Annotated in this window: 26 protein-coding genes and 1 pseudogene; 14 read left to right on the top strand and 13 right to left on the bottom strand. The window is 63.7% G+C overall.

Features of this window, described 5'->3' with window-relative positions:
- Positions 1-39: 39 nt before the first annotated feature.
- The 10 genes and pseudogenes from ACV1FX_RS14335 to ACV1FX_RS14380 all read right to left on the bottom strand — a co-directional run bounded on the left by ACV1FX_RS14335 (position 40) and on the right by ACV1FX_RS14380 (position 8,427).
- On the bottom strand, positions 40-1,014 hold the full coding sequence (locus ACV1FX_RS14335; protein ID WP_473118212.1) for a type II secretion system F family protein: 975 nt from the start codon (positions 1,012-1,014) through the stop codon (positions 40-42).
- Between the two features lie 10 nt (positions 1,015-1,024).
- Complete coding sequence (locus ACV1FX_RS14340; RefSeq protein WP_473118213.1) at positions 1,025-2,002, bottom strand: type II secretion system F family protein; 978 nt, start codon at positions 2,000-2,002, stop codon at positions 1,025-1,027.
- A 13-nt stretch (positions 2,003-2,015) separates the two neighbouring features.
- Complete coding sequence (locus ACV1FX_RS14345; RefSeq protein ID WP_473118214.1) at positions 2,016-3,485, bottom strand: CpaF family protein; 1,470 nt, start codon at positions 3,483-3,485, stop codon at positions 2,016-2,018.
- 20 nt (positions 3,486-3,505) lie between these two features.
- Positions 3,506-4,774 (bottom strand): CpaE/TadZ family protein, encoded by a 1,269-nt coding sequence (locus ACV1FX_RS14350; RefSeq protein ID WP_473118215.1) that lies wholly within the window; start codon positions 4,772-4,774, stop codon positions 3,506-3,508.
- Positions 4,771-5,508, bottom strand: coding sequence for a CpaD family pilus assembly protein (locus tag ACV1FX_RS14355; RefSeq protein ID WP_473118216.1), 738 nt, complete (start codon positions 5,506-5,508; stop codon positions 4,771-4,773). Before ACV1FX_RS14355 ends, ACV1FX_RS14350 begins: the two co-directional genes overlap by 4 nt.
- Before the next feature lie 21 nt (positions 5,509-5,529).
- Positions 5,530-7,020, bottom strand: coding sequence for a type II and III secretion system protein family protein (locus ACV1FX_RS14360; protein WP_473118217.1), 1,491 nt, complete (start codon positions 7,018-7,020; stop codon positions 5,530-5,532).
- A gap of 118 nt (positions 7,021-7,138) precedes the next feature.
- Positions 7,139-7,300 (bottom strand): annotated as a pseudogene (locus tag ACV1FX_RS14365) (Flp pilus assembly protein CpaB); the annotation flags it as partial.
- Between the two features lie 127 nt (positions 7,301-7,427).
- On the bottom strand, positions 7,428-7,952 hold the full coding sequence (locus tag ACV1FX_RS14370; RefSeq protein WP_473118218.1) for an A24 family peptidase: 525 nt from the start codon (positions 7,950-7,952) through the stop codon (positions 7,428-7,430).
- A 97-nt stretch (positions 7,953-8,049) separates the two neighbouring features.
- Positions 8,050-8,184: a hypothetical protein gene (locus tag ACV1FX_RS14375; RefSeq protein WP_473118458.1), complete on the bottom strand. Its 135-nt coding sequence runs from the start codon at positions 8,182-8,184 to the stop codon at positions 8,050-8,052.
- A 78-nt stretch (positions 8,185-8,262) separates the two neighbouring features.
- A complete protein-coding gene (locus ACV1FX_RS14380; protein WP_027521689.1) occupies positions 8,263-8,427 on the bottom strand; it encodes a Flp family type IVb pilin in 165 nt (54 codons plus the stop codon).
- Between the two features lie 283 nt (positions 8,428-8,710).
- Here ACV1FX_RS14380 and ACV1FX_RS14385 point away from each other — a divergent pair, with 283 nt between their 5' ends.
- From ACV1FX_RS14385 to ACV1FX_RS14395, 3 genes are all read left to right on the top strand, one after another.
- A complete protein-coding gene (locus ACV1FX_RS14385) occupies positions 8,711-9,538 on the top strand; it encodes a sterol desaturase family protein (RefSeq protein WP_473118219.1) in 828 nt (275 codons plus the stop codon).
- A 157-nt stretch (positions 9,539-9,695) separates the two neighbouring features.
- Positions 9,696-10,508 (top strand): Flp pilus assembly protein CpaB, encoded by an 813-nt coding sequence (gene cpaB, locus ACV1FX_RS14390; RefSeq protein ID WP_473118220.1) that lies wholly within the window; start codon positions 9,696-9,698, stop codon positions 10,506-10,508.
- Positions 10,509-10,550: 42 nt separating this feature from the next.
- Complete coding sequence (locus ACV1FX_RS14395; RefSeq protein WP_473118221.1) at positions 10,551-10,730, top strand: hypothetical protein; 180 nt, start codon at positions 10,551-10,553, stop codon at positions 10,728-10,730.
- 64 nt (positions 10,731-10,794) lie between these two features.
- Here the strand turns inward: ACV1FX_RS14395 and ACV1FX_RS14400 are convergent, their stop codons facing one another.
- From ACV1FX_RS14400 to ACV1FX_RS14410, 3 genes are all read right to left on the bottom strand, one after another.
- Positions 10,795-11,007 (bottom strand): cold-shock protein, encoded by a 213-nt coding sequence (locus ACV1FX_RS14400; protein ID WP_011084262.1) that lies wholly within the window; start codon positions 11,005-11,007, stop codon positions 10,795-10,797.
- Between the two features lie 268 nt (positions 11,008-11,275).
- Positions 11,276-11,566, bottom strand: coding sequence for a translation initiation factor IF-1 (infA, locus tag ACV1FX_RS14405; RefSeq protein WP_027521693.1), 291 nt, complete (start codon positions 11,564-11,566; stop codon positions 11,276-11,278).
- 28 nt (positions 11,567-11,594) lie between these two features.
- Entirely contained in the window at positions 11,595-13,076 is a 1,482-nt protein-coding gene (locus ACV1FX_RS14410) for a DEAD/DEAH box helicase (RefSeq protein ID WP_473118222.1), read from the bottom strand.
- 510 nt (positions 13,077-13,586) lie between these two features.
- Here ACV1FX_RS14410 and urtA point away from each other — a divergent pair.
- The 11 genes from urtA (at position 13,587) to ACV1FX_RS14465 (ending at position 23,765) form a co-directional block, all read left to right on the top strand.
- Positions 13,587-14,909, top strand: a complete 1,323-nt coding sequence (gene urtA, locus ACV1FX_RS14415; RefSeq protein WP_473118223.1) for an urea ABC transporter substrate-binding protein — start codon at positions 13,587-13,589, stop codon at positions 14,907-14,909.
- An 84-nt stretch (positions 14,910-14,993) separates the two neighbouring features.
- On the top strand, positions 14,994-16,604 hold the full coding sequence (urtB, locus tag ACV1FX_RS14420) for an urea ABC transporter permease subunit UrtB (protein WP_473118224.1): 1,611 nt from the start codon (positions 14,994-14,996) through the stop codon (positions 16,602-16,604).
- Positions 16,601-17,770 (top strand): urea ABC transporter permease subunit UrtC, encoded by a 1,170-nt coding sequence (urtC, locus tag ACV1FX_RS14425; RefSeq protein ID WP_473118225.1) that lies wholly within the window; start codon positions 16,601-16,603, stop codon positions 17,768-17,770. The genes urtB and urtC overlap by 4 nt, the downstream gene beginning before the upstream one ends.
- Before the next feature lie 6 nt (positions 17,771-17,776).
- Positions 17,777-18,538, top strand: a complete 762-nt coding sequence (gene urtD, locus ACV1FX_RS14430) for an urea ABC transporter ATP-binding protein UrtD (protein ID WP_473118226.1) — start codon at positions 17,777-17,779, stop codon at positions 18,536-18,538.
- A 3-nt stretch (positions 18,539-18,541) separates the two neighbouring features.
- On the top strand, positions 18,542-19,237 hold the full coding sequence (gene urtE, locus ACV1FX_RS14435) for an urea ABC transporter ATP-binding subunit UrtE (protein WP_473118227.1): 696 nt from the start codon (positions 18,542-18,544) through the stop codon (positions 19,235-19,237).
- Between the two features lie 35 nt (positions 19,238-19,272).
- The gene (locus ACV1FX_RS14440; RefSeq protein WP_473118228.1) at positions 19,273-20,103 is read left to right on the top strand and encodes an urease accessory protein UreD; all 831 of its coding nucleotides are present in this window, start codon (positions 19,273-19,275) and stop codon (positions 20,101-20,103) included.
- 24 nt (positions 20,104-20,127) lie between these two features.
- Entirely contained in the window at positions 20,128-20,430 is a 303-nt protein-coding gene (locus tag ACV1FX_RS14445; protein WP_473118229.1) for an urease subunit gamma, read from the top strand.
- Between the two features lie 8 nt (positions 20,431-20,438).
- Positions 20,439-20,744, top strand: a complete 306-nt coding sequence (locus ACV1FX_RS14450; RefSeq protein WP_025576653.1) for an urease subunit beta — start codon at positions 20,439-20,441, stop codon at positions 20,742-20,744.
- Positions 20,745-21,041: 297 nt separating this feature from the next.
- Positions 21,042-21,581 carry an HD domain-containing protein gene (locus ACV1FX_RS14455; RefSeq protein WP_473118230.1) on the top strand — a complete coding sequence of 180 codons (540 nt, stop codon included), beginning with the start codon at positions 21,042-21,044 and terminating at the stop codon, positions 21,579-21,581.
- 37 nt (positions 21,582-21,618) lie between these two features.
- A complete protein-coding gene (gene ureC / locus ACV1FX_RS14460) occupies positions 21,619-23,334 on the top strand; it encodes an urease subunit alpha (RefSeq protein ID WP_473118231.1) in 1,716 nt (571 codons plus the stop codon).
- A gap of 131 nt (positions 23,335-23,465) precedes the next feature.
- A complete protein-coding gene (locus ACV1FX_RS14465) occupies positions 23,466-23,765 on the top strand; it encodes a putative quinol monooxygenase (RefSeq protein ID WP_473118232.1) in 300 nt (99 codons plus the stop codon).
- The last annotated feature ends 9 nt before the right edge of the window (positions 23,766-23,774 follow it).

Here is a 23,774-nt window from a genome sequence, read left to right on the forward strand (position 1 = left end):
ATCTCATCGCGCTCAACGCCTGTTCGGCGGCGCGAGCGATCAATGCAGCTCGGAGACCTTGATGCCGGTCGGCCCGAGAATGACGACGAACAGCACCGGCAGGAAGAACAGGATCATCGGCACGGTCAGCTTCGGCGGCAATGCGGCGGCCTTTTTCTCCGCCTCGTTCATGCGCATGTCGCGGTTTTCCTGCGCCATCACGCGCAGGGAGTGTCCGAGCGGCGTGCCGTAGCGCTCGGCCTGCTGGAGCGCGAGGCAGACCGATTTGACGCCCTCGAGGCCGGTACGCCGCGCGAGGTTCTCATAAGCGACCTTGCGGTCCTGCAGGTAGGACAGTTCGGCCGTGGTCAGCGTGAATTCCTCCGACAGCGCGATCGACTGGCCGACGATCTCGGTCGCGACCTTCCGGAACGCCATCTCGACCGACATGCCGGACTCGATGCAGATCAGCAGCAGGTCGAGCGCGTCGGGGAAGGCGCGCTTGATCGAGAGCTGGCGCTTCGAGATCGCGTTCTTCAGGAACAGCATCGGCGCTTGCAGGCCGAGATAGGCGGCGCCGACGCAAATGCCGATCTTGATCGGCAGCGACTGCTGCATATGCGCGATCAGGAACACGTAGAGTATGGCACCGACGAACAGCACGAGCGGCGTCACCATGCGGGCGAACAGGAATGTGATGTAGGGCGCCTGGCCGCGATAGCCCGCCATCACGAGCTTCTCGCGCGCGGCTTCCTGCGCCAGCCATTTGGTGAGATTGAAGTCCTCGACCACCTTGGAGACGAGCTGCTTCGGCGTCTGGCGCAGCGAAACCTTCTCGCTCTTGGCGAGCCGGTCTCGTTCGCGCTGCCGGATGCGCTCGCGCTCGCTTGCCACCGCCTTCATGCGCTTGGCGAGGCCTTCGCCGGCGAATAGCGGCATCACCAGCGTGTAAACGGTGGCGCTGGCGGCGATTGCCGCCAGCAACATCGTCATGAAGTGAACGTCGTGCAGTTTCGTGACGAGGAGATCGACCATACGCGCACCGTCAGAAATCGAAGTTGATCATTTTCTTCATCACCATGATGCCGATCGACATCCAGACGACGCAGCCGACCAGCATGAGCTGACCGGTGGGATGGGTCCACAGCAGCGAGATGTATTGCGGGGTCGTGAGATAGACCAGGAACATCACGATCGGCGGCAGCGAGCCGATGATGCCGGCCGAGGCTTTCGCCTCCATCGACATCGCCTGGATCTTCTCCTTCATCTTCTTGCGATCGCGCAGCACCTTTGAAAGGTTGCCGAGCGCCTCGGAGAGATTGCCGCCGGATTTCTGCTGGATCGAGACCACGATGCCGAAGAAGTTCGCCTCCGGCAACGGCATGCGATCATAGAGACGCGAGCAGGCTTCGCCGAGCGGCATGCCGATGGCCTGGGTCTCGATGATTGCCAGGAATTCGCTGCGCAGCGGCTCGGGCGAATCGGCTGCGACGACCTTGATCGATTCGAACAGCGGCAGGCCGGCCTTGATGCCGCGGACGATGACGTCGACAGCATCGGGCAGTGCGGCCAGAAACTTGTTTTCGCGGCGCTTCTTGAGAAAGCCAAGGGCCCAGCGCGGCAGGCCGAAACCGCCGGCAAAGCCAAGCCCGACCGCGCCGATCACGCCGCCGCCGACGAGCAGCGCGGTGAAAAAGAACACGGCGCCGACTACTGCGGAGACGATCCAGAATTTCTGCGTCGTCCAGTCGAGCCCCGCCTGGGACAGGCGAATGTGAAGCGGAACGCTCTTTTCCTCAAGGCGCCGCGCCTCGAGATCCTTGAGGGTGCTTTCGACCTGCTCGCGGCGCGAACGCTGGGTCTTCTCTGCCTGCCGTGCCGCGACCGGCTCGGCGCGCGCGACGGAGGCGCGGCGGCTCTCCGCCTTTCGCTCGCCTGACAACAGCGGGTAGAGGAAAACCCAGGCGATGCCGCCGACGGCGGCGGTGGCGAGAAAGGCGAGGGCGAGGACCTGCATCTTCATGGTACGCTACCGCTCACGTCGTTGCCGCCACTTCCGCCGCATCGAGCGCGGCGGCCAGGCGCTTCTCCTCGCCGTAGTAGCGGGCGCGTTCCCAGAAGCGAGGGCGGCCGATGCCGGTCGAGCGATGTCGTCCGATGATCTTGCCGTTGGCGTCCTCGCCCACGAGGTCATAGAGGAAGATGTCCTGGGTGATGATGGTGTCGCCTTCCATGCCCATCACCTCGGTGATGTGGGTGATGCGGCGCGAACCGTCGCGCAGGCGGGCGGCCTGGATGATGACGTCGATGGAGGCGCAGATCATCTCGCGGATGGTCCGCGAGGGCAGGGAAAAGCCGCCCATCGTGATCATGGATTCGCAGCGCGACAGTGCCTCGCGCGGGTTGTTGGCGTGCAGCGTGCCCATCGAGCCGTCATGGCCGGTATTCATGGCCTGCAACAGGTCGAAGGCTTCGGGTCCGCGGACCTCGCCGACGATGATGCGTTCGGGGCGCATACGCAGGCAGTTGCGCACCAATTCGCGCATCGTGACCTGGCCTTCGCCTTCGATGTTGGGCGGGCGGGTTTCCAGCCGCACCACGTGAGGCTGCTGGAGCTGGAGCTCGGCCGCATCCTCGCAAGTGATGACACGCTCGTCGTGCTCGATGTAGTTGGTCATGCAATTGAGCAGCGTCGTCTTGCCCGAGCCGGTACCGCCGGAGATCAGCACGTTGCAGCGGACCCGACCGATGATCTGGAGGATTTCGGCGCCCTCCGGCGAGATCGCGCCGAATTTGACGAGCTGATCCAGCGTCAGCTTGTCCTTCTTGAACTTGCGGATGGTGAGTGCGGGGCCGTCGATCGAGAGCGGCGGTACGATGGCGTTGACGCGGGAGCCATCGGCGAGGCGGGCGTCGCAGATCGGCGAGGATTCGTCGACGCGCCGGCCGACCTGGCTGACGATCCGCTGGCAGATGTTGAGAAGCTGCTGGTTGTCGCGGAAGCGGATGCCGGTGCGCTGGATCTTGCCGCCGACTTCGATGAACACGGTGTTGGCGCCGTTGACCATGATGTCGGCGATGTCGTCGCGCGACAGCAACGGCTCGAGCGGGCCGTAGCCGAGCACGTCGTTGCAGATGTCGTCGAGCAGCTCCTCCTGCTCGGCGATCGACATCACGATGTTCTTGATCGCGATGATCTCGTTGACGATGTCGCGGATTTCCTCGCGCGCGGATTCGGAATCGAGCTTGGCGAGCTGGGCGAGGTCGATCGCCTCGATAAGAGCGCCGAAGATCGTCGCCTTTACCTCGTAGTAATTGTCCGAGCGGCGGCTCTCCATCGGGGGAGGCGGCGGAGCCTTGATCGGCGCCAGCGGAGGCGAGGCGACGGCCGGGGGCGGCGGCGCGCGCGAAACACTCGGCGCCGGGGCCTGGGCAGGCTCTGGCGACACGGCACCGGGCTTGGGAGCCCGAAAGTCGGTGTCTGTTCCGCTACGCTTACCGAACACTTAACAACTCCATGCGGCGGCTATTTTCCGCGCAACTTCTCAATCAGGGGTGAAAGGAATGACGACTTTTGCTTCTTGGTCTCGCTGCGGCCGGTCAGGCGCTGGGCGATCTGGAGGAACATGTCGATCGACTTATGGTTGGCCGAGATTTCCGCGATCATCTGGCCGTTATTGGCGGCGGAGCCGAAAGTCTGGGGCTCGAACGGGATCGAGGCGATCGGCTGGCTCTCGATCGCCTTGGCGAACTCGGTGGCGGCGATTTCGGGCCGCTTGGGGACGCCGACCTGGTTCAGGCAGTACAGTGGCGGCCGGTCGTTCGGCCGGGCCGCTTTCAAGAGGTCGAACAGGTTCTTGGTATTGCGCAGGTTCGCAAGGTCGGGTGCGGCCACGATCAGGATGTCGTCCGCCCCGATCAGGGCGCGTTTGGTCCAGCCGGTCCACTGGTGCGGGATGTCGAGCACGATGCAGGGCATGGTCGAGCGCAGCGTGTCGAACACGGCGTCAAAGGCGTCGGTGCCGAAATCATAGACCCGGTCGAGCGTAGCCGGTGCGGCCAACAGGCTCAGATGGTCGGTGCATTTCGACAGCAGACGGTCGACGAAGGCGGTGTCGACGCGGTCCGGCGAGAACACGGCGTCCGCGATACCCTGTGGCGGGTCCTGGTTGTAGTCGAGCCCGGCGGTGCCGAAGGCGAGGTCGAGATCGGCGACCACCGCGTCCATGGCGAGGTCGCGCGCGATCGCCCAGGCGACGTTGTGGCTGATGGTGGAGGCGCCGACGCCGCCCTTGGCGCCGACGACCGCGATGATGCGGCCGACCGCCTTGGCTTCCGGCGCCGAGAACAGATTGCAGATCGATCGCACCACGTCGATCGCGCCGACCGGTGCCAGCACGTAGTCGCTGACGCCGCGGCGCACGAGCTCGCGATAGAGCATGACGTCATTGATGCGGCCGATCACGACGACGCGGGTGCCGGCATCGCACACGGTCGCGAGCTGATCGAGCCCGCCGAGCAGGTCGGTCCGCCCATCGCTCTCCAGGACGATCACGTTCGGTGTGGGGGCAGAGCGATAGGCTTCGGCCGCAGCCGTGATGCCGCCCATCTGGATCTTCAGATGAGCCTTGCCGAGGCGGCGGTCCTCGCCGGCCGACTGCACGGCGGCGGCGGTCTCCACGGTCTCGCAGAACGCCTGGACCGAGACGCGCGGGGCAGGTGCAATATGCTCCTCTGCCGGCGGCGTCGCACCCTGCGGCTGTTCTTCTTGAGTCTGGCGAGCGTAGCTGATCATTTGCCGGTGTCGCTGAGTTTGGCCTTCTCGGCCTCGGGATAAACGGTGGCCGTCGTCTGACCCTTGCCATATTTCTCGAAGGCTTGAGTGCGGCGCGTCGTGTAGGCCGGCGTTTCAGGCCTCGGCTGCTCGAGGTCCGACGGATTGTCGACCATCGCGGCCATATTGCGCTGATAGGCGCAGCCGAAATTGTAGTAGGACTTGTTCTCGAACCATCGCTGGTTCTTCATCGACGGTCCGATATCCTCCGGCCACAGCCCGCAGGGACCCGCGACGGCGGCGATCCTGGAATAGGTCAGGCGGATCGGCGGCAGGAAACGCGGGTCTTCGGGATGATAGCGGCGCACGATGACGCCGCGCGGCGGCACGCCGGCGGCGGCCAGCATTGCCTGGATTTCCCGCAACGATTCCGCAGCCGGCCGCGCATTGGGTGTGTCGCCTGGCACGTCGATATGGATCGCGCCGGTGCCCTCATGGGTCCAGGTCGACGCCAGACCCATGACGTCGGCGCGCTGGGCCGCGGTCAGGCCGCCGCGCGCGTGACCGACGAAGACGACGATGGAGCGGTTCTGCTCCTCGATCGCGATCGGGTGGCGCTGCTTGTAGTCATCGGGAATGGAGGCCGTGACGGCTTCGTCGGTATGGGTGCAGGCGCCGAGCGCGATCGCAATGCCGACGAGCGCGCAGCTGGCGCGAATGGCGCTCTTGCGATTCTGGGGTGATCTGGTGGTCATGCTCGAAGTCCCCGTTCCGCCTCAGTCCGTGATGAAGCCGTAGGTGCCGCGGTAATTCCGCGCGGGATCGATCCGGCCCGGCACGCCATAGATGCGGTTGATGTTGCCGAGCAGCTCGGCCTGCGGATCGGAGGGCGCGGCAAAGCCGTCATCCGGACGCGACAGGTCCTTCTGCGCGACGGCGCGCACGATATAGGGCGTCACCAGAACCATAAGCTCGGTCGTGTTGTTGACGTAGTCGCGGCTGCGGAACAGTGTGCCGAGCACCGGAAGCTGCATCAGCCCGGGCAATCCGCTGACCGCCTGCTTGGTCTGCTCCTGGATCAGGCCCGCCATCGCCATGGCGCCGCCGGAGGGAATTTCCAGCGTGGTCTCCGCCCGGCGAGTCCTGATCGAGGGCACCGTGAGCGAGTTCGTCGTGGTCGAGGAGACCGCCTGCGACAGCGTGATCGAATTGTCGTTGGAGAGTTCGGAAACCTCGGTCATGACGCGCAGGCTGATCTTGCCCTCGGTCAGCACCACAGGGGTGAAGTTGAGCGAGATGCCGAACTTCTTGAAGCTGATCTGGTTGGTACAGACGTGCGTTGTCGGATCGCAGGCATAGCCCGCCGGCACCGGAAATTCGCCGCCGGCGATGAAGGTCGCCGATTCGCCCGAGATCGCCGTCAGGTTCGGTTCGGCGAGCGTGCGGATCACGCCCGCTGTTTCCATCGCGCGGAGCGTCGCCTGCACGGAGGGGGTCGAGCCGAATGACGTGGTCAGGCTGTTGCCGGATACCAGGTTGCGGCCCAGGGCCGTGAACGGGTTGGCGTTGGTGAAGTTCACCACCGCGGTGCCGTACGCGAGATTGGCGGAGAGATCGATGCCGAGCTGCTTGACGATGTTGCGCGCGACTTCGGCGACCGTCACCTTCAGCATGACCTGGTCGCGACCGCGAACCACGATGGAGTTCACGACCTTGTCGGCGCCGCCGGCAAGGCGGGTGGCTAGATCGTTGGCCTGCTGCGCCTCGACCGGATTCGCCGCCGTGCCGGTCAGAATGACGCCGTCGCCGAGGCCGTCGATCTGGATGTCGGAGTTGGGGGCGACCTGCTTCAGCGCGGCGCGGATGCCGTTGAGGTCGCGCTTGACCGCGATGTCATAGGCCGCGATCTGCTGGCCGGCGGCATCGAAGAACACGATGTTGGTCTGGCCGACGGTGGCGCCGATGATGTAGGCGCGCTGCGCCGAGCGAACCACCGCGTTGGCGATCTTGGGATCGGCGACCAGCACATCCTTGATCTCGCGCGGCAGGTCGATCACGATCGACTTGCCGACGCCGAGCGACAGGAAGCGCGCGTTCATCTGGCCGTCGGCGGCGATCGGTGCCGCGTTGCGGTAGTCGGCGGCAATGACCGGGGTGAGCGCCGGATTGAGCGTCAGTGCCAGCGCGGCTGAAAACGACAGGGCGCGGACCATGCTGGTCCGCAACGCCGCCCGATTGCCCCTGCATTTCATATCGAAGGTCCCCATCGTCACTTCTATGCGGTCATCTGGCTCGGAATGCCGAAGCCAATGACCGGGACGCTCTCGCCGCGCCGGCGCGCCGGTCGTCCGCGTTCTCGTCTTCGTTCTTGGTGTTGAGGTCGGCGATGAATACGGCGCTGACCGTCGCGGCCGGCCGGGTCTGCCACTGCATGTCTTCGGATTGGGCGATTTGACCGAGGTCGCTGTCGGACCCGCTCGCAAGGTACGCGGCGATGCCGCCGGCACCGATAGCGACCGTCAGGACGACAATGCGTGCGGTATTCATTACGCTTCACTTTCCACAAGACGCCGCGACGCTGCCGCCGCCGTGATGGCAGTTGACCAGCTAAACGTCAAAGCATGGTTAATGAGGCGTATCTAAATCGCCTTAACGCCGGGTTTATCCGGTGCGTTCAGCGCAGCGCGAGGTGAGCGAGATCAATCGCTTTCACCCATTCCGTCTCCGGATAGACCATCAGCGCGCCGATCGCGAGCGCGATGCCGTAGGGGATGTCGCCTTCCTTGGCGTGCAGCCGCGCGAGCCAGGCCTGTCCGGCAAGTCCGTAAGGCAACGGCCATTGCCGGAACTGGAGCAGCAGCAACGTCAGCGCGCCACCGAACAGCGAGGCGTAGAGCAGGAAGTTCAACAGGTGGGTAAAGCCGAACCAAAGCGCGACGGAGGCTGCGACTTTCGCGTCGCCGCCGCCGATCCAGCCCATGGCGAAGCAGGCGAATGCGACGACCAGCATCAGGACACCGGCGCCGACGTGGGTCAGCAGGTCATAGGGCGCCATGCCGCCGACGAGGGCAAGAACGAAGAACCCGGCGATCAGCGCCAGCGACACCCGGTTCGAGATGGTCATCGTGAGCAGGTCGCTCGCGGCGGCGAAGGCCAGCAGGGCGGGGAAGAGCAGAAGGTGCGCAAGGTCGAGGATCATGATCTGCTTCTCAAGCGAGCGCTGGCCTGCGCGGGATCGGTCTCGCGGGATTCTAGCTGCCAGTGCTAAACAAACCTGAAACGGGATGCGGCGGAAATCACCAGATGCTGGCGATTCGGGCCGCGAGCGTGACCAGTGCGAGCATCAGCGCAAGGCAGACCCAATAGGTCGGCGCCTCGCGGTGCGCGGAGGCTGCCGTTTCGAACACGGCACCGGTTCTGGTCTTACGCAACGCCACTGGAACTCGAGGCTTTCCGGAAAGACAAAGCCCCGGACGTATCCGGGGCTTTTGCTGCAACTGGTCGGACGCTTACTTCAGCGAGCTGCTGATCGAGCCGAACTTGGAGTTCAGCGAGGTGCCGAGGTTGTTGACGACGGTGATGATCGCGAGCGCGATGCCCGCGGCGATCAGGCCGTATTCGATGGCGGTGGCGCCGGATTCATCCTTCACGAAACGCGCAATCAGGTTTTTCATGATCAAAACTCCATGTGGGTGTGGGGTCGCCTCGTTCGGCGCAATTCTCAAGCGTGACGAGGATGAGAGCGCAGCCGTTGCGGTACGGTTAACCCGATCACGGAAACTCGATCGTGGGGCGATGCTTTTCAGCAGAGTCAATTTCTTCTTAAGGCGCGAGCGCACAATTCGCGCCATTGGCGGCGCGCAGGAACAAACACCGCCAATATGCGGAGCGGCTTCACGCTCCCTTAAATTTCGAGGCGTAGGCGTAAGGCCGATAGAGATGAAAAGTGAGACGCTGATGTCGAGCCTGCCCATGGACGTCGCCTTGATGCTCGGCGAGACCATCGCAAAGGTCATTCCGGTTACCGCGGCGCTCGCGGTGGTGTTCACGGTGCTCGAGCATTTCTGGGCCTGCAATCCGGGTGTGCCGTGGTGGCGCAAGCGCGAGATCGTCACCGACATCTGCTATTGGTTCTTCGTGCCCGTGTTCGCCCGCACGATGCGGATCGGGCTCTTGATCGTCGCGGCCGGCGTCATCTTCAACATCCACGGTCCGGACGAGCTGATCGCCTTCTACGACAACGGCCACGGTCCGCTGTCGGAGCTGCCGCTGTGGGCGCAGGGGGCGCTGTTCCTCGTCCTTTCGGATTTCATGCTGTACTGGCTGCACCGGCTGTTTCACGGAGGCGGCTTCTGGAAGTACCACGCGATCCATCATTCCTCGGAAGAGCTGGGCTGGATCTCGGCGGCGCGCTTCCATCCGGTCAATCTGGTGCTCGGCACGATCGGCGTCGATGTCGCGCTGCTCACTGCCGGCATTTCGCCGAACGTGATGATCTGGCTCGGGCCGTTCACGACTTTCCATTCGGCGTTCGTGCACGCCAACCTCAACTGGACGCTCGGGCCGTTCAAATATGTGCTGGCGACGCCGGTATTCCACCGCTGGCACCACACCTCGCTCGAGCAGGGCGGTAATACCAATTTTGCGGGCACCTTCCCGCTCTGGGACATCCTGTTCGGAACCTTCCGGATGCCGGCGAACGAGCTGCCGCAGGACTATGGCAAGGACGAAGCGGAGATGCCGAGCGAGATCGGCGGCCAGCTCGCCTATCCGTTCCGGCACTAGGACGGACAGGCCGGAGTCATTCCCGACGGCCGCAAGACAAGGCTGAAACCGCCGTTCGCCGCGAGTTGGAGCAGGCTCATTAACGCCGTTTTGACGTATAGCTGGCTAACTTTTGGAGCGGCGGCGAGTCCGCTCGGGGTTGTGTGAGAGTAGAGTTATGAAGCCCGCGCGTTTTATTGTCCTGGCGATCGCCCTCATAGCCGGCGCCCTCGCTGCCTACCTCGCAAGCAGCTCGAGCGACACCGCTCCCCCGCCTCAGCCGGTTGCGCAGTTGCCGACCATCGATGTCCTTGTGGCCAAGGTCGACATCGGATTGGGACAGACGGTCGGCCCCAACGAGCTGCAGTGGCAGACGTGGACGCAATCCTCGGCCAGCAGCAGTTTCATTCGCCGCCCTGATCGTCCCGAAGCAATCACGCAGATTACGGGCTGGATTGCCCGTCAGCCATTCATCGCGGGCGAGCCGATCCGAGAGCAGAAGCTGGTCAAGGCCGATGGTTCGGGCTTCATGGCGGCCATCCTGCCTTCGGGCAAGCGCGCCATCTCGACCGAGATATCCGCGGAGACTGGCGCGGGCGGCTTCATATTGCCGAATGACCGCGTCGACGTGATCCTCACCAAACGCGAGAAACCGCCTGCCAACTCCGACGCGCCTCAGGCCGACACCATTTCGTCGCAAGCCATTCTGACGAACATACGTGTTCTGGCGATCGATCAAGCTCCCAAGGAAAAGGAGGGGCAGAATGCGGTCCTGGGCAAGACGGCTACGCTGGAGCTGACACCAAACGAAGTTGAATTGCTCTCTGCATCGCGTCAGAGCGGCACGCTGTCCCTCGCGCTGCGCAGCATCGCCGACAACGAGAAGAAGAATGTCGTTGCCGAGAACGACACCAGCAACCTCATTACGGTCTATCGGGGCGCCACCACTACGGAGGTGCTCAACTGCAAGCTCTCGTGTGGCAAAAAATAGCGTCCATTCGGCAGGCGTGCGCGGAAACTGGTTTGCGCACCGTTGACGCCCGTCGCCGCGATCCGCCGTTCCCGCAAAACATCTAAGCACTATCTGATCCTCTGCGAGGTCAGCTACGCCTACACGCCGACGATCGGCTTCGTGCTCAAGAACGCGATCACGCTGAGCGATGGCGCCTATACGCGCCGGCGCCAATCGACTTGCTCCGGTCTTCGGGCATGAAAAAAGGCCGTGCGCAACGCACGGCCTTTTCGCTTTGCTTCAGTCCGCTTGGAGCGGGCCAGCCTTAGCCGGCGGAGCGGAGGTTGTCGGCTGCCGACTTGCCGGAGCGACGATCGGCCACGATCTCGTAGGAGATCTTCTGGCCTTCGCGCAGCGTGCCGAGGCCGGCACGTTCCACGGCGCTGATGTGCACGAACACGTCCTTGCCGCCGTCGTCGGGCTGGATGAAGCCAAAACCCTTGGTCGCGTTAAACCACTTCACGGTTCCCATGCTCATGGGGGTAGTCCCTTCTCAGATACATAGTGTCGATGCCCGCTTTCGCGGACGGGTTAGATCGAATTTCTGGAAGGGTCGTCAGCGTGTCTGAACCGGCTGTACCGGTGGATGCTAATGTCGTCCGGCCGAAAATCGATTAATTCATTTTATTGGAAAGGGGTTTTCAAAACAATCCTGACGTGCACGATTTTTTGATCCGCCGCCCGGGCGGGCGGCAGATCGCATCAGACCAGAATCTTAATTCCGTATCGCGGCACTGCCGCGAGCCTTAGCGGCGACGGAACTGTCCGCCGCGTTGCGCTCCGCCCCGCGGCGGGCCGCCGGTCGGACCCGGACGCTCGTCCTTGTGGCGGAAAATCAGCCGTCCCTTCTCCAGATCGTAGGGCGACATCTCCACCGTCACGCGGTCGCCCGCGAGCGTCTTGATGCGGTTCTTCTTCATCTTGCCGGCAGTGTAGGCGACGATCTCGTGCCCGGCGTCGAGCTGCACGCGGTAGCGCGCGTCGGGGAGGATTTCGGTGACCAGTCCTTCGAACTGGATCAGCTCTTCCTTAGCCATGAATTTCTCCAGGTCGTGGGACGGCTAGTTACTGCGAAAAGGGTTTGCGGTTGGGCCGACCGTTCGGACGACTCTCGCGGCGTAAAAACGCAACGCCTTGTATCCCATCAGACTGGCCGGCGCCATGCGCAGGACGCTGTTCCGACCGATCGTTTGGTGACGAATTCATCTTACCACCGGAACGGCGGCGGCGAGACCCCTTTGAGGCCTTGTGGCCGTCGCCAAGCCTGCCATCAGGCCTGCCATCCACATGCCGGCCATCGCCATGGCCATGGCGCGCGCCCTGCGGACGCGGACCAGGGCGGCCTGGACGATGCTGCTTCGCGGGAGCAGACGGCGCATGCGCCGCTTCGCGGCCGGCGTCGGTACGATGATCCTCGCGCGGGAGCGCGACGCGGATCAGGCGCTCGATGTCACGGAGATAGCTGAGTTCCTCGCCGCCTGCGACCAGCGAGATCGCGGTGCCGTCGGCGCCGGCCCGCGCGGTGCGGCCGATCCGGTGGACGTAGGTCTCCGGCACGTTCGGCAGGTCGAAATTGATGACGTGGCTGATGCCGTCGACATCGATGCCGCGGGCGGCGATGTCGGTCGCCACCAGCGTGCGGATCTCGCCCGAGCGGAACTGGGCCAGCGTCCGTTCGCGGTGGTTCTGCGACTTGTTGCCGTGGATGGCATTGGAGGCGATGCCGGCCTTGGCCAGCGTCTTCACCACCTTGTCGGCGCCGTGCTTGGTGCGGGTGAAAACCAGCGCCCGATCGATCGGCTCGTCCTTGAGGAGCTTGGTCAGGAACGCGGGCTTGGCGGAGAAATCCACCTGGATGATGCGCTGGCGGATGCGCTCGGCGGTCGAGGACACCGGAGTGACGGCGACGCGCGCGGGGTCGCGCAGCATGGAGTCGGCGAGCTCAGCGATGTCCTTCGGCATGGTGGCCGAGAAGAACAGTGTCTGGCGCTTGATCGGCAGCTTGGCGACGATTTTGCGGATGTCGTTGATGAAGCCCATGTCGAGCATGCGGTCGGCTTCGTCGAGCACGAGGAACTCGACGCTCGAAAGCTTCAGCCCGTTGCTCTGCACGAGGTCGAGCAGGCGGCCAGGGGTCGCCACCAGCACCTCGATACCAGGCATCAGCGCGCGCACCTGGCGGCCCATCGGCACGCCGCCGATGGCGAGCGCCGAGGACAGGCGGATGTGACGGCCATAGGCGTTGAAGCTGTCGAGAATCTGGCCGGACAGTTCGCGGGTGGGCGACAGCACGAGCACGCGGCAGGTCTTGGGCTGCGGCCTGACGCGGTTGTCCAGCAGACGGTGCAGGATCGGCAGGGCGAAGGATGCGGTCTTGCCGGTGCCGGTCTGGGCAATGCCGACGACGTCGCGTCCGGTCAATGCCAGGGGGATGGTCTGAGCCTGAATGGGGGTCGGCGTGACGTAGTTTTCTTCTTTAAGGGCACGCGAAATGGGATCGGCCAAGCCGAAGTCCTGAAATGAAGTCAAAAGAGGGGTTCTTTCCATGTCAAAAGCGGGCGCCCACGCTGTTTCCGCGTGGCGCGCGCAAGGGTGTCGAGAAGACACCTGCGTGTTTGGGGTGTCGGATGGGCTTGATGAGAGGGGCAAGCCAGAGGCCCAAACGGGCTTAAGAACACGCGGCTCGCTACGACCCCTGGTCATTCGGATGATTCGCAGAGGTCTCGACACCCCATATGGAACATCCCGGAGGCGCTTTCAAGGCGGCGCGGCCGCAGCCTGGCGTTGCGGTGCAGGAATGGTTATGCCGGAAATTTAGTCAGCGGGTGCTTTTTGATCAAAAAATAGACTGAGTGCCGCTTAAGCATACATTTTTTCTGCCCAAAATTTGGGCCGGTCAAGTGTGTCAAATTCTTGGTTCAGGCTGAATTCTCGCGACAGACCAATGGCTTATCTGTCTCCAGGTCCATGGCACGGTTCTTGCGATTCCGTTAATCGCAGACGGCCGTGGGGCCGTCTCGCAGCGTTTTCACGTCTGCGTCAGGGAGATGATACCTCATGCTTACTAAATCCACTCACGATATAGCGGCGCCATTTAGCCGCCGCGGCCTGCTCGCCGCGACCGCCGGACTGATGCTCGGTCTGGCATCCTTTGGCGGCGCCAAGGCCGCGGACGACACCATTAAGGTCGGCGTGCTGCACTCGCTCTCGGGCACCATGGCCATCAGCGAGACCACGCTGAAGGACACCATCCTCTTCCTGATCGACGAGCAGAACAAGAAGGGCGGCGTGCTCGGCAAGAAGCTCGAGGCCGTCGTCGTGGACCCCGCCTCGAACTGGCCGCTGTTCGCCGAGAAGGCGCGCGAGCTGATCACCAAGGACAAGGTCGCCGTCGTGTTCGGCTGCTGGACCTCGGTGTCGCGCAAGTCGGTGCTCCCGGTCTTCAAGGAGCTCAACAACATCCTGTTCTACCCCGTGCAGTACGAGGGTGAGGAGAGCGAGCGCAACGTGTTCTACACGGGTGCTGCACCGAACCAGCAGGCGATCCCCGCCGTCGACTATCTGATGAAGGAAGAGAAGGTGAAGCGCTGGGTGCTCGCGGGCACCGACTACGTCTATCCGCGCACCACCAACAAGATCCTGGAGGCCTACCTGAAGTCGAAGGGTGTCGCCCAGGAAGACATCATGATCAACTATACGCCGTTCGGTCACTCCGACTGGCAGACGATCGTGGCCGATATCAAGAAGTTCGGCTCGGCCGGCAAGAAGACCGCAGTGGTCTCAACCATCAACGGCGACGCCAACGTTCCCTTCTACAAGGAGCTCGGCAACCAGGGCATCAAGGCCAAGGACATCCCGGTGGTCGCGTTCTCGGTGGGTGAGGAAGAGCTCGCCGGCATCGACACCAAGCCGCTGGTCGGCCATCTCGCCGCCTGGAACTACTTCGAGTCGATCAAGACTCCGGCGAACGAAAAGTTCATCAAGGAGTGGCAGGCCTATACCAAGAATCCGAAGCGCACCACCAACGACCCGATGGAAGCGCACGTGATCGGCTTCAACATGTGGGTGAAGGCGGTCGAGAAGGTGAAGTCGACCGATCCGGACAAGGTGATCGATGCGCTTCCCGGCATCGAGGCGCCGAACCTGACCGGTGGCACCTCCAAGATGCTGCCGAACCACCACATCACCAAGCCGGTGTTCATCGGCGAGATCAAGGGCAACGGCCAGTTCGACGTGGTCTGGAAGACGCCGAGCCTCGTGCCGGGCGACGCCTGGTCGAAGGAGCTCGATGGCTCCAAGGACCTGATCGGCGACTGGGTCGAGAAGAAGTGCGGCAACTACAACGTCAAGACCAACAAGTGCCTCGGTTCGGGCTCCTGATTCCGGTCTGATCGCACATTGCACGATCGGAGAAGGCGGCGATCCCGCCGCCTTCTCCACCCATTTCTGCCGGGGTAATTCACAGTGCTCGCAAAATTGCCAGCCCGTCTCTGCACGCTTGCGCTTTCGTTTTTCCTGATCGCGTTCGCGCTGCCGGCCTTGGCCGGTCCATTCGAGGATGCGGTCGCCAAGTTCGCCAACGACGATTTTTCCGACACCGAAGAAGCAATCGGCGTGGTCGCGAGCAGCGGCAATCCGCTCGCTTTTCCGATCATCAACGCGTTGCAGGACGGCCGTCTGATGGCCGATCCGGACAGCAAGAAGGTTTACGTCACAGGCACGGACGGCAAGTCGATCGATGCCGCGACCGGTCAGCCGGTCGCGAGCGTTCCCGACAGCGCCAGCGCCGTCCGCCTCAACAATCGCCTGCGGCGCAGCGTCGATGCCGCGCTCGGCAGCCTGACGCTGCAGTCGCCGGATCTGTCGACGCGCATCCAGGCCGCGCAATCCGTCTTCAAGTCGCATGAGGAGACGGCGCTTGAGGCCGTTGAAAGCGCGCTGTCGAAGGAAACCAACAGATCCGCCAGGACCGCGCTCGGTGAAGCGCGCGCAGCGATCCTGCTGTTCAAGTCCGATGCGACCGAAGTCCAGAAGCTCGAGGCCGTTGCGACGATCAAGGCGCGCGGCGACCAGGACGCGCTGGCCATCCTCTCCGACATCGGCAGCGACCAGCCGGCTTCCGTGACCAAGGCCGCGGCCAGCGCGATCGCCTCGATCCAAAGCTCGCTCGCGGTCTGGTCCACGGTGCAGAACGCCTGGTACGGCCTGTCGCTCGGCTCGGTGCTGCTGCTCGCCGCGATCGGGCTTGCCATCACCTTCGGCGTGATGGGCGTCATCAACATGGCCCATGGCGAGATGGTGATGCTGGGCGCCTACACTACCTTCGTGGTGCAGGAGGTGATCCGCACCCGCTATCCCGCCTTGTTCGACTATTCGCTGCTGATCGCCGTGCCGCTCGCCTTCCTGGTGTCGGGTGCGATCGGCGTCCTGATCGAGCGCAGCATCATCCGCTTCCTCTACGGCCGCCCGCTCGAAACGCTGCTTGCGACCTGGGGCCTGTCCCTGGTGCTCCAGCAGGCGGTGCGCACCGCATTCGGTCCGACCAACCGCGAGGTCGGCAACCCTTCCTGGATGAGCGGCGCGTTCGATCTCGGCCAGATTACCATCACCTATAACCGGCTCTGGATCCTCTGCTTCACGCTTGCGGTGTTTGCGATCCTGCTTGCGATGCTGCGCTACACCGCGCTCGGCCTCGAGATGCGCGCGGTGACGCAGAACCGCCGCATGGCGGCCTCGATGGGTATCGCCACCTCCCGCGTCGACGCGCTGACCTTCGGCCTCGGCTCCGGCATTGCCGGCATCGCCGGCGTCGCGCTGTCGCAGATCGACAATGTCAGCCCCAATCTCGGCCAGAGTTACATCATCGACAGTTTCATGGTCGTGGTGTTCGGCGGGGTCGGCAATCTCTGGGGCACGCTGGTCGGCGCCTTCACGCTCGGCATCGCCAACAAGTTCCTGGAGCCGGTCGCCGGCGCCGTGCTCGGCAAGATCGCGATCCTGGTCCTGATCATCCTGTTCATTCAAAAGCGCCCGCGCGGCCTGTTCGCGCTCAAGGGCCGTGCGGTGGAAGCATGACCCCTCACATGCTCACGCGATCGCTGGATCGCGGCGCGACGACGTTTCTCGCCATCGTCGCCGCCTGCGGCATCCTGATTCCGCTCTCCAATCTGCTGTTGCCCGCAGGCTCTTTCTTCCAGGTGCCGACCTATCTGGTCGCGCTTTGGGGCAAGTATGTCTGCTACGCCATCCTGGCGCTGTCGATCGATCTGATCTGGGGCTATTGCGGCATCCTCTCGCTCGGCCACGGCGCGTTCTTCGCGCTCGGCGGCTACGCCATGGGCATGTACCTGATGCGCCAGATCGGCACCCGCGGCGTCTACGGCAATCCGATCCTGCCTGACTTCATGGTGTTCCTGAACTGGCAGAAGCTGCCCTGGTACTGGTACGGCTTCGACATGTTCTGGTTCGCCGCGCTGATGGTGCTGTTCGTGCCGGGCCTGCTCGCCTTCTGCTTCGGCTGGCTCGCCTTCCGCTCACGCGTCACCGGTGTGTACCTGTCGATCATCACGCAGGCGATGACCTATGCGCTCTTGCTCGGCTTCTTCCGCAATGATTTCGGCTTCGGCGGCAACAACGGCCTGACCGACTTCAAGGACATCCTCGGCTTCAACGTGCAGGCGGAGGGCACGCGCGCCACGCTGTTCGCGCTGAGCTGTCTCGCCCTCATCGTCGGTTTCCTGATCTGCCGGGCCATCGTCACCTCCAAGCTCGGCAAGGTGCTGATCGCGATCCGCGACGCGGAATCGCGCACGCGCTTCCTCGGCTACCGCGTCGAGTCCTACAAGCTGTTCGTGTTCACGGTGTCGGCCTGCATGGCCGGCGTCGCCGGTGCGCTCTACGTGCCGCAGGTCGGTATCATCAACCCATCCGAATTCGCGCCGGGCAACTCGATCGAGGCTGTGATCTGGGTCGCTGTCGGTGGCCGCGGTACCCTCGTCGGCGCGGCGCTCGGCGCCGTCGTCGTCAACTATGCCAAGACGCTCTTCACCTCCGGCGTGCTCGCGCCGTACTGGCTGTTCATGCTGGGTGCGCTGTTCATCCTGGTGACGCTGCTCCTGCCCAAGGGCATCGTCGGCACCTTCAATTCCTGGTGGGAGCCGTTCAAGGCGAAGCGCCCGACGAAAGCCGCCGAGAGCGCGGCGCGTGAGGACGGCGTCAGCGAACCCAAGATGGCGGAGTAGGCGGCAATGAACGTCATGGATACCCGCGCGACTTCCGCGATGCTCTATCTGGACGGCGTGCACGTCTCGTTCGACGGCTTCCACGCCATCAACAATTTGTCGTTGACGCTCGCGCCCGGCGAGATGCGTGCCATCATCGGCCCGAACGGCGCCGGCAAGACCACGATGATGGACATCATCACAGGCAAGACCAAGCCGGACGAAGGCACCGTGCTGTTCGACGGCGTCACCGATCTCACGCGTCTCGACGAGACCCGCATCGCCGAGCTCGGCATCGGCCGCAAATTCCAGAAGCCGACGGTGTTCGAGAGCCAGACGGTCGAGGACAATCTCCTTCTCGCGCTCAATGTCGATCACTCGGTCCGCGGTACGCTGTTCTGGAGCGGCAGCAAGACGGAATCCGAGCGCATCGACAAGGTGCTCGAGACCATCCGTCTCACCGATGCGCGGGGCCGCCTTGCCGGCAGCCTCAGCCATGGCCAGAAGCAGTGGCTGGAGATCGGAATGCTGCTGGCGCAGGACCCAAAGCTCCTGCTGGTCGACGAGCCGGTCGCGGGCATGACCGACGTCGAGACGCATCTCACCGCCGAGCTGCTCAAGGAGATCAACAAGACCCACACCGTGATGGTGGTCGAGCACGACATGACCTTCGTTCGCGAATTGGGCGTGAAGGTCACCTGCCTGCACGAAGGCTCGGTGCTTGCCGAAGGCACCATCGACCAGGTCTCGTCCAACGAGCGGGTCATCGAAGTCTACCTGGGACGCTGAGCGATGCTTGAGGTCAAGGACATCAATCTCTTCTACGGCGCGGCCCAGGCGCTGCGCGGAGTCTCGATCGCAGCCGAGCCCGGCAAGGTTACTTGCGTGCTCGGGCGCAACGGCGTCGGCAAGACCTCGCTCTTGCGCGCCATGGTCGGCCAGTATCCGATCTCCTCGGGCGCGATCGTGTTCGACGGCAGCGATATCACTGCGCTCAAGCCCTACGAGCGGGCGCGCAAGGGCATCGGCTTCGTGCCGCAGGGCCGCGAGATCTTTCCGCTGCTGACGGTCGAGGAAAATCTCAAGACCGGCTTCGGCCCGCTCAAGCGCGACGAGCGCTTCATCCCCGATGACGTGTTCTCGCTGTTTCCGGTGCTGCAATCCATGCTGGGCCGGCGCGGTGGTGACCTCTCCGGCGGCCAGCAGCAGCAGCTCGCGATCGGCCGCGCGCTGGTGATGCGCCCGAAACTGCTTCTGCTCGACGAGCCGACCGAGGGCATCCAGCCGTCGATCATCAAGGACATCGGCCGCGCCATCTCCTATTTGCGCAATCTCGGCAATATCGCGATCGTGCTGGTCGAACAATATCTCGACTTTGCCTGCGAACTCGGCGACAGTTTTGCCGTGATGGATCGCGGTGCGGTGAAATTCACTTGCGATCGCACCAATCTCGACCCGGGCGAGATCAGCCGCCAGATGGCGCTGTAAGCCTTTCATTCTGCCGCGGCCGGCTGAGGAGGCGAATGCGCAGCGAGCTATCAGCCACGTCCATGGTATTCGACGCCAATCGGGCCCGCGGCGCCGTGCGCTTCGATGTGCATGCACGCGATGGAGTGACGCGGCGCGGCAGCTTGCACGAATCCGGCTCGTTGCGCGTGCGCTTTCCTTCGCCGGAAGGCGAGGGGCTCTCCGGCGTGTTCGTCAACACCGCAGGCGGCGTCGCCGGCGGAGATCGCTTCGATATCGAAATTTCCGCGAATGAGGCCTCGCGCCTGACGCTGACCACGGCGGCAGCCGAGAAGGTCTATCGTGCGCCCGGCGCGGCGGCGGAGCTCAATATTGCCCTGAAGGTCGCCGCGGGCGCGCATCTCGGCTGGCTGCCCCAGGAGACGATCCTGTTCGATCGCGCGCGGGTCCATCGCCGCTTCGACATCGAGCTGGATTACTCGGCCTCGCTCCTGCTCTGCGAGATAGTCGTGTTCGGCCGCACCGCGATGGGTGAGCGCATGGAGCAGGGCGAGTTCGTCGATCGCTGGCGGATGCGCCGCGGCGGCAAGCTGGTGTTCGCCGAGACCGTCAGGCTCGACGGCGATATCGGTGCCAGGCTGGCGCGCGCTGCGGTGGCCAAGGGCGGTGCCGCGATCGGTACCGCGCTGATCGTCCCCGGCGATGAGGCCCTGGTCGAGCGCATCAGGGAAGCCTCGGAATCTTTCGCCGGCGAGGTCGGGATATCCGCCTGGAATGGCTTTGCAATGGCGCGGTTCTGTGCCCAAGATGCGGCGCGCCTGCGCGCCGACATGATGGCGGTGCTGGCGCGCACCGGCGCCGCTCTGCCGCGGCTGTGGCTGAATTGACGAACTCACGAACAGAGATTTTGCATGAACCTGTCTCCCCGCGAAAAGGACAAGCTTCTGGTCTCGATGGCAGCCATCGTGGCGCGGCGCAGGCTCGAGCGCGGTGTCAAGCTCAACCATCCGGAGGCGATCGCGATCATCTCCGATTTCATTCTGGAAGGAGCGCGTGACGGCCGCACCGTCGCCGAGCTGATGCAATCCGGCGCTCAGGTCCTGACCCGCGACCAGGTGATGCCGGGCATCCCCGAGATGATCCACGACATCCAGGTTGAGGCGACCTTTCCGGACGGCACCAAGCTCGTCACCGTGCACGAGCCGATCAGGTAGGAGCAGACATGATCCCCGGCGAACTCTTCATCCAGGACGGCGAGATCGAGCTCAATGCGGGCCGCAAGACCGTTACGCTGACCGTCGCCAACACCGGCGACCGCCCGATCCAGGTCGGCTCGCACTATCATTTCTTCGAGACCAATCCAGCCTTGAAGTTCGATCGCAAGAAAGCCCGCGGCATGCGTCTCGATATCGCCGCCGGCACCGCCGTCCGCTTCGAGCCCGGCCAGACCCGCGACGTCCAGCTCGTCGCCCTTGCCGGCAAGAAGACCATCTACGGCTTTCGCGGCGACGTCATGGGGAAGCTGTAAGCGCGTAACGCGCATCGGGGATTGGCTGCCGTGATCGTTCGTGAGGTGAGCACATCTGTCTCGCTCCCTCCCCCCTTGCGGGGGAGGGCTGGGGAGGGGGGTAAGTCCCGGGTTCCGGCAGGAGTGATGTCGCGCGGCCGCGCGATCCAGATCCGCGACGCGATCGATGATGTCGAACGCGTGATCCTCACGATGCGTCGTTCAGCGGAGCAAGGTGCACCCCCCTCCCTGCCCCTCCCCCGCAAGGGGGGAGGGAACGGAGAGAGCGGTGCGTCCAATGGCGAGGAGGCTTAAGGCATGCTCTCCCCCATCCGCCTCATTTCCGAGGCTGCCGAGCTTGCTGCGCGTCGCCACAACGGTATGGCGCGCAAGGGGCGCGGCAATGAACCCTACATCAACCACCTCGCGGAAGTGGCCAGCCTGCTAGCCACCGCGACTGACGGTGCCGATGCGGAGCTGGTCGCCGCCGGCTGGCTGCACGATACGATCGAGGATACCGACACCACGCGCGAGGAGCTGGCGGAGAAATTCTCCGACCGCGTCGCCTCGCTTGTCGTCGAATGCACCGACGACATGAGTCTGCCAAAGGCCGAGCGGCGGCGCCGTCAGGTGATCGATGCGCCGAAGAAGTCGGCCGGCGCCAAGCTGATCAAGATCGCCGACAAGATCAGCAATATCGGCGCCCGCATTCATGCGGATCCATCCGCCGAGGAGCGCAACGATCTCGTCGACTACGCCGGCTGGGCCAAGCAGGTCGTCGCTGGTTGCCGTGGCGGCAATCCATGGCTCGACACGAAATTCGACGAAGTCGTGAAAGCAGCGAGAGCTTCGCTGTGAGCACTGACAAAGCATTCAAACGCAAACGGGGCTTGTGATGTCCGTCAAGATAAAACGTTCCGTCTATGCCGACATGTTCGGCCCGACCACCGGCGACAAGGTGCGGCTGGCCGACACCGATCTCATCATCGAGGTGGAGAAGGATTTCACCACCTATGGCGAGGAGGTGAAGTTCGGTGGCGGCAAGGTGATCCGCGACGGCATGGGGCAGTCGCAGGTCACCAACAAGCAGGGCGCGGCCGACACGGTCATCACCAATGCCGTGATCGTCGACCACTGGGGCATCGTGAAGGCCGACGTCGCGATCAAGGACGGTATGATCTCCGCGATCGGCAAGGCCGGTAATCCCGACATCCAGCCCGGCGTTACGATCGTCATCGGCCCCGGCACCGATGTGATCGCGGGCGAAGGCAAGATCCTCACCGCCGGCGGCTTCGACAGCCACATCCATTTCATCTGTCCGCAGCAGATCGATCACTCACTGATGTCGGGCGTCACCTCGATGCTGGGTGGCGGCACCGGTCCCTCGCACGGCACCTTCGCCACCACCTGCACGCCAGGGCCGTGGCACATGGGGCGGATGATCCAGTCGTTCGACGCCTTTCCAGTCAATCTCGGCATCTCCGGCAAGGGCAACGCTTCGAGGCCCGCCGCGCTGGTCGAGATGATCAAGGGCGGCGCCTGTGCGCTGAAGCTGCATGAAGACTGGGGCACGACGCCGGCGGCGATCGACAACTGCCTGTCGGTTGCCGACGACTACGACGTCCAGGTCATGCTGCATTCCGATACGCTGAACGAATCCGGCTTCGTCGAGGACACGATAAAGGCCTTCAAGGGCCGCACCATCCACGCCTTCCACACCGAAGGTGCCGGCGGCGGCCATGCCCCTGATATCATCAAGGTCGCAGGCCTGAAGAACGTGCTGCCGTCCTCGACCAATCCGACGCGCCCTTTTACCCGCAACACCATCGACGAGCATCTGGACATGCTGATGGTGTGCCACCACCTCGATCCCTCGATCGCCGAAGACCTCGCCTTTGCCGAGAGCCGCATCCGCAAGGAGACCATCGCGGCCGAAGACATCCTGCACGACCTCGGCGCGCTCTCGATGATGTCCTCGGACTCGCAGGCCATGGGCCGGTTAGGGGAGGTCATCATCCGCACCTGGCAGACCGCTGACAAGATGAAGAAGCAGCGCGGCTCGTTGCCGCAGGACAAGGGCAAGGACAACGACAACTTCCGCGTCAAACGCTACATTGCCAAGTATACGATCAATCCCGCGATCGCCCATGGCGTGTCAAAACTGATCGGTTCGGTGGAGAAGGGCAAGCTCGCTGATCTCGTGCTGTGGTCGCCCGCGTTCTTCGGCGTCAAGCCGGACTGCATCGTCAAGGGCGGCACGATCGTCGCGGCCCCCATGGGCGATCCCAACGCCTCGATCCCGACGCCGCAGCCGGTGCACTATCAGCCGATGTTCGGCGCGTTCGGCAAGGCGCGCACGGCGTCGTCCGTGGTGTTCACATCGAAGGCCGCGGTCACCGGCGGGCTGGCACGCAAGCTCGGCATCGAGAAGAAGCTCTATGCCGTCCAGAACACCCGCGGGAAGATCTCGAAGAAGAGCATGGTCCACAACGACGCCACGCCCCATATCGAGGTCGATCCGGAGACCTACGAGGTGCGCGCCGATGGCGAGCTTCTGACCTGCGCGCCGGCCGAGGTGCTGCCGATGGCGCAGCGGTATTTCATGTACTGAAATTACCATCCCACGTTGCGCCCTCGGCGTCTGTCCGAGGGCGGATTTTCCGATTTTGCGTCTCGTCGTGCTTGGTCTAATGTCGAGCCCGGCATCTTGAAGCCTTAAAGAAAAAGCCGGGAGGATTTGTCGTGATCTACGTCGTTGCCACCTTGACCATCAAGCCCGAAACGCGCGCCGAGTTCATTGCAGCCGCCACCGCCTGCATCAGGGAGACGCGCAAGGAGCCAGGCAATATCGCCTATGATCTGCACGAGAGCGTCACGGATCACACCAAGATGGTGTTCGTCGAGCAGTGGCAGAATGCCGAGGCACTGGTGCCGCATCGTGCGATGGATCACATGAAGACGTTCGGCCGCGTGGCAGTGAAGTGCTTCGCCGCACCACCGAAGGTCGAAGTGATCACGCCGGAAAAGGTCGAGACACGGTAACGGGACCAT

The sequence above is a fragment of the Bradyrhizobium ingae genome, assembly GCF_055791185.1.

Coding starts and splice junctions, on each gene's coding strand:
- ACV1FX_RS14410 (WP_473118222.1), bottom strand. CDS start 13,076: ATGGAAAGAACCCCTCTTTTGACTTCATTTCAGGACTTCGGCTTGGCC.
- ACV1FX_RS14440 (WP_473118228.1), top strand. CDS start 19,273: ATGCGCAGCGAGCTATCAGCCACGTCCATGGTATTCGACGCCAATCGG.
- ureC (WP_473118231.1), top strand. CDS start 21,619: ATGTCCGTCAAGATAAAACGTTCCGTCTATGCCGACATGTTCGGCCCG.
- ACV1FX_RS14335 (WP_473118212.1), bottom strand. CDS start 1,014: ATGGTCGATCTCCTCGTCACGAAACTGCACGACGTTCACTTCATGACG.
- ACV1FX_RS14340 (WP_473118213.1), bottom strand. CDS start 2,002: ATGAAGATGCAGGTCCTCGCCCTCGCCTTTCTCGCCACCGCCGCCGTC.
- ACV1FX_RS14355 (WP_473118216.1), bottom strand. CDS start 5,508: ATGACCACCAGATCACCCCAGAATCGCAAGAGCGCCATTCGCGCCAGC.
- urtD (WP_473118226.1), top strand. CDS start 17,777: ATGAACGTCATGGATACCCGCGCGACTTCCGCGATGCTCTATCTGGAC.
- ACV1FX_RS14370 (WP_473118218.1), bottom strand. CDS start 7,952: ATGATCCTCGACCTTGCGCACCTTCTGCTCTTCCCCGCCCTGCTGGCC.
- urtC (WP_473118225.1), top strand. CDS start 16,601: ATGACCCCTCACATGCTCACGCGATCGCTGGATCGCGGCGCGACGACG.
- urtA (WP_473118223.1), top strand. CDS start 13,587: ATGCTTACTAAATCCACTCACGATATAGCGGCGCCATTTAGCCGCCGC.
- ACV1FX_RS14350 (WP_473118215.1), bottom strand. CDS start 4,774: ATGATCAGCTACGCTCGCCAGACTCAAGAAGAACAGCCGCAGGGTGCG.
- ACV1FX_RS14380 (WP_027521689.1), bottom strand. CDS start 8,427: ATGAAAAACCTGATTGCGCGTTTCGTGAAGGATGAATCCGGCGCCACC.
- ACV1FX_RS14385 (WP_473118219.1), top strand. CDS start 8,711: ATGTCGAGCCTGCCCATGGACGTCGCCTTGATGCTCGGCGAGACCATC.
- urtE (WP_473118227.1), top strand. CDS start 18,542: ATGCTTGAGGTCAAGGACATCAATCTCTTCTACGGCGCGGCCCAGGCG.
- infA (WP_027521693.1), bottom strand. CDS start 11,566: ATGGCTAAGGAAGAGCTGATCCAGTTCGAAGGACTGGTCACCGAAATC.
- ACV1FX_RS14450 (WP_025576653.1), top strand. CDS start 20,439: ATGATCCCCGGCGAACTCTTCATCCAGGACGGCGAGATCGAGCTCAAT.
- cpaB (WP_473118220.1), top strand. CDS start 9,696: ATGAAGCCCGCGCGTTTTATTGTCCTGGCGATCGCCCTCATAGCCGGC.
- ACV1FX_RS14360 (WP_473118217.1), bottom strand. CDS start 7,020: ATGGGGACCTTCGATATGAAATGCAGGGGCAATCGGGCGGCGTTGCGG.
- ACV1FX_RS14445 (WP_473118229.1), top strand. CDS start 20,128: ATGAACCTGTCTCCCCGCGAAAAGGACAAGCTTCTGGTCTCGATGGCA.
- ACV1FX_RS14455 (WP_473118230.1), top strand. CDS start 21,042: ATGCTCTCCCCCATCCGCCTCATTTCCGAGGCTGCCGAGCTTGCTGCG.
- ACV1FX_RS14400 (WP_011084262.1), bottom strand. CDS start 11,007: ATGAGCATGGGAACCGTGAAGTGGTTTAACGCGACCAAGGGTTTTGGC.